This is a genomic window from Acidovorax sp. NO-1 (assembly GCF_000238595.1).
In the GTDB taxonomy this organism is placed as follows: domain Bacteria; phylum Pseudomonadota; class Gammaproteobacteria; order Burkholderiales; family Burkholderiaceae_C; genus Acidovorax.
Genome location: NZ_AGTS01000098.1, coordinates 1 through 8,883, shown reverse-complemented (window position 1 = coordinate 8,883; position 8,883 = coordinate 1). Strand labels below are relative to the sequence as shown.

5 protein-coding genes and 1 pseudogene are annotated in these 8,883 nt (G+C 64.4%); all 6 read left to right on the top strand.

What is annotated here, in order from left to right:
- The first annotated feature begins 29 nt into the window (after positions 1–29).
- Positions 30–1,483: pseudogene (trkA, locus tag KYG_RS15675) on the top strand (Trk system potassium transporter TrkA).
- 21 nt (positions 1,484–1,504) lie between these two features.
- A complete protein-coding gene (locus KYG_RS15670) occupies positions 1,505–2,971 on the top strand; it encodes a TrkH family potassium uptake protein (RefSeq protein WP_008905906.1) in 1,467 nt (488 codons plus the stop codon).
- Between the two features lie 87 nt (positions 2,972–3,058).
- The gene (gene gshA / locus KYG_RS15665; protein ID WP_008905905.1) at positions 3,059–4,354 is read left to right on the top strand and encodes a glutamate--cysteine ligase; all 1,296 of its coding nucleotides are present in this window, start codon (positions 3,059–3,061) and stop codon (positions 4,352–4,354) included.
- A gap of 187 nt (positions 4,355–4,541) precedes the next feature.
- Complete coding sequence (locus KYG_RS15660) at positions 4,542–6,410, top strand: potassium transporter Kup (protein WP_008905904.1); 1,869 nt, start codon at positions 4,542–4,544, stop codon at positions 6,408–6,410.
- A 136-nt stretch (positions 6,411–6,546) separates the two neighbouring features.
- A complete protein-coding gene (locus tag KYG_RS15655) occupies positions 6,547–7,725 on the top strand; it encodes a benzoate/H(+) symporter BenE family transporter (protein ID WP_008905903.1) in 1,179 nt (392 codons plus the stop codon).
- Between the two features lie 67 nt (positions 7,726–7,792).
- Positions 7,793–8,749, top strand: coding sequence for a glutathione synthase (gene gshB, locus KYG_RS15650; protein WP_008905902.1), 957 nt, complete (start codon positions 7,793–7,795; stop codon positions 8,747–8,749).
- Positions 8,750–8,883: the final 134 nt, after the last annotated feature.

The following is an 8,883-nucleotide window of genomic DNA, read 5'->3' as shown; positions in this document are numbered from 1 at the left end:
GCGTTGCACTTCGTACTTGAATCCGCCTTATGAAAATCATCATCCTCGGCGCAGGCCGCGTGGGCCAGAGTGTGGCGGACAGCCTGGTGTCGGAACGCAACGACATCACCGTCATCGACACCGACGCCGCCCGCCTGCGCGACCTGGAGTCGCGCTACGACTTGCGCGGGGTGGTGGGCAATGGCATCGAGCCCGCCGTGCTGGCCGAGGCCGGTGCGCAGGACACCGACCTGCTGATCGCCTGCGCAGCCCAGGACGAGACGAACCTGGTGTGCTGCAAGGTGGCGCAGTTGATGTTCAACATCCCCAAGCGCATCGCGCGGGTGCGCTCCACCGGCTTTCAGAACGAGGAGCGCTTGGTGGCGGCGGAGGGCTTTGCGGTGGACCGCATCATCTGCCCCGAGCAGTCCCTCACCAGCTACATCGGCAAGCTGATCGAATACCCCGAGGCCATGCAGGTGCGCGAGTTTGCCGGTGGCCGCGCCTGCCTGGTGTCGGTGCGCGCCCGGGCCGGCGCGCCCATGGTGGGCCACACCGTGGCCGAGATGCGCAACAGCACCCCTGATGTGGCGGTGCGCCTGGTGGCCATTTACCGCCGCTTCCCGGACGAGCCCGACCGCTTCGTGGCCTGCGCCGGCGAAACGCGGATCGAGCCGGGGGACGAGGTGTTTGTGCTCGCCGCGCGCGAGCACATTGCGCACGTGCTGGCATCGCTGCACCGGCGCGGCGCCACGGCGGTGCGGCCGGTGCGCCGCATCATGATCGCCGGGGGGGGCGTGTGGGCCTGCACCTGGCGCTGGAGCTGGGCAAGGAGCCGGGGCGCTATCTCTTGAAGATCATCGAGGACGACAGCGCCCGTTGCATCGAGCTGGCCTCGCGCCTGCCGTCTGACGTGCTTGTGCTGCAAGGCGACACCACAGACGAGAACTTGCTCGGTGACGAGAGTATTGACGAGGTCGACCTCTTTCTGGCACTCACCGACGATGACGAGGACAACATCATGTCCTGTCTGCTGGCCAAGCGCATGGGCGCGCGCCGCGTGCTGGCACTCATCAACCGCCGCAGCTATGCCGACCTGATGCACGGCACGCAGATCGACATTGCCCTGTCGCCCGCGCAGGCCATGTTGGGCGAGCTGCTGGCCTATGTGCGCCAGGGCGACGTGCAGGCCGTGCACAGCCTGCGCAGGGGCGTGGCCGAGGCGCTGGAGATCGTGGTGCGCGGCGATCGCAAGACCTCGCGCGTGGTGGGCCGCAAGGTGAGCGAGCTGTCCCTGCCGCGCGACGTGCACATCGGCCTGATCGTGCGCGGCCTGCCCGAGTCGCCCGAGGTGTCGGCCGACGATCTGCGCGAGCCGCAGGTGATCATTCCGCGCAGCGGCACGGTGCTGGAGAGCAACGACCACGTGGTGTTCTTCCTGCCGCACAAGCGGCTGGTGCGCGAAGTGGAAAAGCTCTTCCGTGTGAGCGCCACCTTTTTCTGACGCAGAACCCGCACGACAACCATGGTGGACATGTTTCCCGTTCTGCGCGTGCTGGGCATCCTGCTGATGATCTTTTCGCTGTCCATGGGGCTGCCGCTGGCGGTGTCGCTGTGGAACCAGGACGGTATCTGGCATGTGTACCCGCAGGCCATGGCGGCAACGCTGGCGCTGGGTGCGTCGCTGTGGTGGCGGCTGCGGCTGTTCCGCCAGGAACTGCAGCCGCGCCATGGGGTGATGCTGGTATCGCTGGTGTGGCTGATGCTGCCCCTGTGCGCCACCCTGCCGCTGATGCTGGCAGGCCATGCCATCGGGCGCCCCCTGTCTTTCACGTATGCGTATTTCGAGGCGGTGTCGGGGCTGACCACCACAGGATCCACGGTGATGTCGCACCTCGACACGCTGCCCGTGTCGCTGAATGTGTGGCGCACCTTCCTGCAGTGGATGGGCGGCATGGGCATCCTGATTCTGGCCGTGGCCGTGTTGCCGTTGCTCGGGGTGGGCGGCAGCCAGCTGTTCAAGGCCGAGGCCGCCGGGCCGCTCAAGGACACCAAGCTCACGCCCCGCATGACCGGCACGGCCAAGGGGCTGTGGGGCGTGTATGCGCTGTTTTCCACGCTGTGCGGAGTGGCCTACTGGGCAGGCGGCATGGCGCCGCTGGATGCCATGATGCACATGTTTTCTACCGTAAGCTTGGGCGGGCTGTCGCCCTATGACCAGAGCTTCGGGCACTTCCAGTCGCCCCTGCTGGAGGCGATCTGCATCGTTTTCATGCTGGTGGCCAGTTGCAACTTTGCGCTGTACTTCGTGGCCATTCGCAAGGGGAACTGGCACGGCTTCTGGCATGACCCGGAGTTGCGCGCCACCTTGCTCACTCTGGTGGGCGGCGGCCTGCTGGTGGCGGGCCTGTTGTGGATAAAGGGGGTTTATGCGCCGCTCGATGCGCTGCGCCACGGCATGTTCAACCTGGTGTCGCTCGCCTCCACCACCGGATACGCCACGGTGGACTATCTGGCCTGGCCTGTGTTTGCTCCGGTATTCATGCTGCTGCTGTCGGGCGTGGCCACCAGCGCGGGCTCCACGGGCTGCGGCATCAAGATGGTGCGCATGCTCATTCTGGTCAAGCAGGCGCGCCGCGAGATGAACCGCCTGGTGCACCCCCGGGCAGTGCAGCCAGTGGTGCTGGGCGGCGCCGTGGTGGACAACCGGGTGATCTTCTCGGTTCTGGCCTTCATGCTGGTGTATGGCGCCACGATCTTCGGGCTCAGCATGGTGCTGCTGCTCACCGACCTGGACCCGGTGACCGCGTTCTCTGCCGTGCTCGCCAGCGTCAACTGCGCGGGGCCGGGCCTGGGCAGCGTGGGCCCGGCGTCGAACTTTGCCGTGCTCACCGATTTCCAGATCTGGGTGTGCACGCTGGCCATGCTGCTGGGGCGCCTGGAGATCCTGAGTTTCATGGCCTTGCTCACCCCCGCGTTCTGGCGCCGCTGAGGCAGCGCGCGAACGGGCTGCCTTGCGAAACCGGCGCGTCACCCCATCTCTCTACAATTCGTCGCAATCGCTTCCCGAGGGCTATCCATGGTTCCGCATCTCATCACCGCCCTGACCGGGCCGATCAACGAGCTTGAACAGCGCATTCTCGACTCGATGCCCGCCATCGAACGCTGGTTCCGCCTGGAGTGGATGGAGCACACGCCGCCGTTCTACACCTCGGTCGATATCCGCAACGCGGGCTTCAAGCTGGCGCCGGTGGACACCAACCTCTTCCCCGGTGGCTGGAACAACCTGACGAAGGAAATGCTGCCCCTGGCGGTGCAGGCCGCCATGGCCGCCATCGAGAAGATCTGCCCCGAGGCGCGCAATCTGCTGCTCATTCCCGAGAACCACACGCGCAACACCTTCTACCTGGCCAACGTGGTGCAGCTGCAGCGCATCTTCAACATGGCCGGGCTCAACGTGCGCGTGGGCTCCATCAGCCCCGACATCAAGAAACCCACGCTGATCGAGCTGCCCAACGGTGACACCGTGACGCTGGAGCCCGTGGTGCGCACCAAGCGCCGCCTGGGGCTCAAGGATTTCGATCCCTGCACCATCCTGCTCAACAACGATCTCTCGGCCGGCGCCCCCGGCATCCTGGAAGACATCCACGAGCAGTATCTGCTGCCCCCGCTGCACGCGGGCTGGAGCGTGCGCCGCAAGAGCACCCACTTCAAGAACTACGAAGAGGTGGCAAAGCGTTTTGGCAAGATGCTGGGCATCGACCCCTGGCTCATCAACCCCATGTACAGCCAGTGCGACGGCGTGGACTTTGCCGAAGACAAAGGCATGGACAAGCTGCAGACCACGGTGGATGCCCTGCTGACCAAGGTGCGTCGCAAGTACAAGGAATACGGCATCAACGAAAAGCCGTTTGTCATTGTCAAGGCCAACAACGGCACCTACGGCATGGGCATCATGACGGTGCGCGATGCCAAGGAGCTGGACGCCGTCAACCGCAAGACCAAGAACAAGATGGCCGTCATCAAGGACGGCCAGCCGGTCAACGACCTCATCATCCAGGAAGGCGTGCTGACGCAGGAGCGCGTGCACGAGGCCGTGGCCGAGCCCGTGGTCTACATGATGGACCGCTACGTGGTGGGTGGCTTCTACCGCATGCACGCAGAGCGCGGCGTGGACGAGAACCTGAACGCTCCGGGCGCGAGCTTTGTGCCGCTGGCGTTCGAGCACAGCACACACATGCCCCAGCCCGGCGTGCGCCCGGGCGTGAGCGCGCCCAACCGCTTTTACATGTACGGCGTGGTGGGACGGCTGGCCATGCTGGCGGCCAGCTATGAGCTGGAGGCCACCAACCCCGACGCCGAGGTGTACGACTGAGGACGTCGCCCAGAGGTATGGCGCCGGCCTGCGGGTACCGGGCCTGCCACGTCTGACCCGCGCTGCCAAGGCCAGTTGCTGCATTGCAACATAGACTGCTCTCCCGCATTTACAGGCGGGGGCAGGCGCACAATAGCGTTCCCAAAAGTAACAGACCCCGGCAGCCTCTGGATGCCGGGTGCCGTCAGTGCAAAGCTCCAAATCCTCGCTCGCAGCGCTCACGCTGGGCGCCATCGGTGTTGTGTATGGCGATATCGGCACCAGCGTGCTGTATGCCGTCAAGGAGGTCTTTGGTTCGGGGCATGTGCCTTTCACCCCGGACAACATTTACGGCATCCTGTCGATCTTTTTCTGGACCCTCACGGTCATTGTTTCGCTCAAGTACGTGGTGCTGGTGCTGCGGGCGGACAACCACGGTGAGGGCGGTCTCGTTGCCATGCTGGCGCTGGCCTCGCAGGCCGTCAAGGACAAGCCCAGGCTGCGTGGCGTACTGCTCGCGGTGGGTATTTTTGGCACCTCGCTGTTCTATGGTGATGGCGTCATCACCCCGGCCATCTCGGTGCTATCGGCGGTGGAAGGCCTGGAGGTGGTGGCACCGAACTTCAAGCAGTATGTGATCCCGATCACGCTGGTCGTGCTGTTTTGCCTGTTTGCCGTGCAAAAGCGCGGCACGGGCGGCATCGGCAGATTCTTCGGCCCCATCACGCTGGTGTGGTACGTCAGCATCGCGTTGCTGGGCATCTCGCACATCGTTGGCCACCCCGAAATACTCTGGGCCCTGAGCCCCCACCACGCGCTGGGCTTCATGTGGGCCAACCCGGGCACCAGTTTCATCATCCTTGGTGCGGTGGTGCTGTGCGTGACGGGTGCCGAAGCGCTCTATGCAGACCTGGGGCATTTCGGCAAGCGCCCCATCCGCCTGGCCTGGTTTGGCGTGGCGATGCCGGCGCTCACGCTCAACTACTTTGGCCAGGGCGCACTGCTGCTGGCCGAGCCAGAGGCCGTGAAAAACCCGTTTTACATGATGTCGCCAGACTGGGCGCTGATCCCGCTGGTGGTGCTGGCCACCATGGCCACGGTGATCGCGTCGCAAGCGCTCATCACCGGCGCCTTCAGCGTCACCAAGCAGGTGATTCAGCTGGGTTACCTGCCCCGGCTGAACATCCAGCACACCAGCGTGCGCGACACCGGGCAGATCTACATGCCGCTGGTGAACTGGGGGCTGTTTGTGGCCATCGTGCTGGCGGTGGTGATGTTCCGCTCGTCGAGCAACCTGGCTGCGGCCTACGGCATTGCCGTGACGCTGGATATGCTGATCACCACCACGCTCACGTTCTTTGTGATCCGCTACGGCTGGGGCTACCCGCTGGCGCTGTGCCTGGCCGCCACGGGGTGCTTCTTTGTGGTGGATCTGGCGTTCTTCGCGTCCAACCTGCTCAAGCTGTTCCAGGGGGGCTGGTTCCCGCTCATGATCGGCGGGGTCATGTTCGCCTTCATGATGACCTGGAAGGAAGGGCGCAGGCTGCTCAACAACAAGCTGCGTGCCGATGCCATCGACCTCAAGGACTTTCTGGAATCCGTGTTCATCAGCCCGCCCACCCGGGTGGAGGGCACGGCGGTGTTCCTCACGGCCGAGGCGGGCGCGGTGCCCAATGCGCTCCTGCACAACCTCAAGCACAACAAGGTGCTGCACCAGCAAAACCTGTTTGTGACGGTGCACAACCATGAAACCCCGTGGATCGGCCTGGACAAACGCCTGCAGGTCGAACCGCTGGGCCACGATTGCTGGCAGGTGGCGATCCACTACGGCTTCAAGAACGACCCCGACGTGCCCCGCGCACTGGAGCTGCTGCGCGGGCGGGGTTGCGAGCTGGAGGTCATGACCACCAGCTACTTCCTTTCGCGCGATACCGTCATCCCCACCATGGGCGGCGGCATGGCGCCCTGGCGCGAGAAGCTGTTCGCCCAGATGCACCACAACGCCAGCGGAGCGGCAGACTTTCTGCACCTGCCCAACAATGCGGTGGTGGAACTTGGATCGAAGATAGAGCTTTGAACAGAGTTTCGGGTCTTTTTGGCCCCTGGCGCTTGTCCCTGTTGCGCCACATGCTATTAAAATAATAGCAATACTCTTGCAGAACGCCGGCACGTCAAGAACTTCGGCGGCGGGCTGGAATGACAGAATCGCGCCCATGCAATTCTTCAAAGACCTGAGCCTGTCGGCGTTCACCGCAGGCTTCGTCGCGGTACTGGTGGGCTTCACGAGTTCTGTCGCCATTGTGTTCCAGGCCGCGCAGGCGTTTGGCGCCACCCCGGCGCAGGTCACATCGTGGATGTGGGCGCTGGGGCTGGGGATGGGCCTGTGCTCCCTGGTGCCCTCACTCATCTTGCGCAAGCCGGTCATGGTGGCATGGTCTACACCCGGAGCGGCCGTGCTGGCCACTGCGGGCCTGGCCGGTGGCTTCAGCATGGGTGAGGCGGTGGGGGCCTTCATGGTCAGCGCAGCGCTCATCACCCTGGTGGGCGTGACGCGCTGGTTCGAGCGAGTCATGAACCGCATTCCCATGGAGATCGCGGCGGCGCTTCTGGCGGGTGTGCTGGCGCGCTTTGGTCTGCAGGCGTTTGCTGCCGCCCAGACAGCCTTGCCCCTGGTGCTGACCATGTTGGTGGTGTATCTGGTCTCCCGCAAGTTGGCGGCCCGCTATGCGGTTGTCATCACACTGGCGGCGGCGGTTGCGCTGGTGGCCGTGAGAGGGCAGATGGCCTGGTCCGCCGTGCAACTGGAACTGGCCATGCCGGTATTCACGGCGCCGCAATTCAGCCTGGCCGCCGCCATCAGTCTGGCCATTCCCCTGTTTGTCGTCACCATGGCCTCGCAGAACCTGCCGGGCGTTGCGGTGATCCGCGCATCGGGCTATGACCTTCCGGTCTCCCGCCTGATCACGTTGACGGGGCTCGCCACGCTGGTGCTGGCACCGTTCGGGGCCTTTGCGCTGAACTTCAGCGCCATCACGGCTGCCATGTGCATGGGCCCCGAGGCGCATGAGGACCCTGACCGTCGCTACACCGCCGCGGTGTCCTGCGGAGCCCTCTATATAGCGATCGGACTTTTTGGCGCTGTGATCACAGGGTTGCTGACGGCCTTTCCCAAGGAGCTCGTGGTGGCCATCGCAGGCTTGGCCCTGCTGGGAACGATAGGCAATGGACTGGCCGCAGCCCTGCGTGAGGAGCCGCACCGCGAGGCGGCACTCATCACCTTTCTGGTGACCCTGAGCGGCGTGGTGATTGCGGGCGTCGGATCGGCCTTCTGGGGAGTGGTCGCCGGCAGCTTCGCGCTATTTGTGCAACAGTACAGGCGTTCGCGAGCCTGAGGACCGGCCCCGCGTGGGTCTCAGGCCGTTCTATTTATCTGCCAGACAGTGACTCTGACCTGCCACCATGAAACTGCTTTTTATTGCCGACCCCCTGCAAAGCTTCAAGATCTACAAGGACACCACGTTCGCCATGATGCGGGAGGCCCAGCGGCGGGGCCACACGCTGGCGGTGTGCGAGCCGCAGCACATCAGCTGGCAGCGTGGCGGCCGGGTGACGGCCCGCGTGTGCGACATCCGCCTGACGGGCGAGCCGGTTCAGTGGTACACCGCGCTGCCCGAACGCAGTGCGCCGCTGGCCAGCTTTGACGCCGTGCTCATGCGCAAGGATCCGCCCTTCGACAGCGAGTATTTCTATGCAACGCACCTGCTTGAGCAGGCAGAGCGTGACGGCGCCCGCGTGTTCAACAAGCCGCGCGCGCTGCGCGACCACCCGGAGAAGCTGGCGATCATGGAGTTTCCCGATCTGATCGGGCCCACGCTCGTGACGCGGGATGCGGCAGACATCCAGCGTTTTCATGCTGAGCACCAGGACATCATCCTCAAGCCGCTCGATGGAATGGGGGGCATGGGGATCTTCCGCGTGGGGCCGGATGGGCTGAATCTGGGAAGCATTACCGAAACCCTGAACCGCCATGGGGTACAGAGCGTCATGGTGCAGAAGTTCCTGCCGGAGATTGTCGAGGGCGACAAGCGCATCCTCATCATTGGTGGCAAGCCGGTGTCGTTTTGCCTTGCACGCATTCCACAGGGCAGCGAGGTACGGGGCAACCTGGCAGCCGGGGGCAAGGGCGTCGCCAGGCCGCTGTCGGCGCGGGACTGGGAAATCGGGAATGCGCTGGGCCCGGTGCTTCATGCGCGGGGGCTGCTGCTGGCAGGCGTCGATGTGATTGGTGATTGCGTTACCGAGATCAACGTCACCAGTCCCACCTGCTTCCAGGAGATCTTTGACCAGACGGGGTGCGACGTCGCCGCCTTGTTTGTAGATGCGCTTGAGTCCGCGATGGCGACGCCTGCCCTGTAAACGGATGGATTTCGTGTCGCATTCTTTTCAAAGCCCCCAAAACACTGCTATAGTCGAGGGCTTCGCTACCGATGCGACGCTGCAGAAAACGCGGCGTTGCTGAAGGCGCAGATCTGTGACGGGCCGAGTGCTGC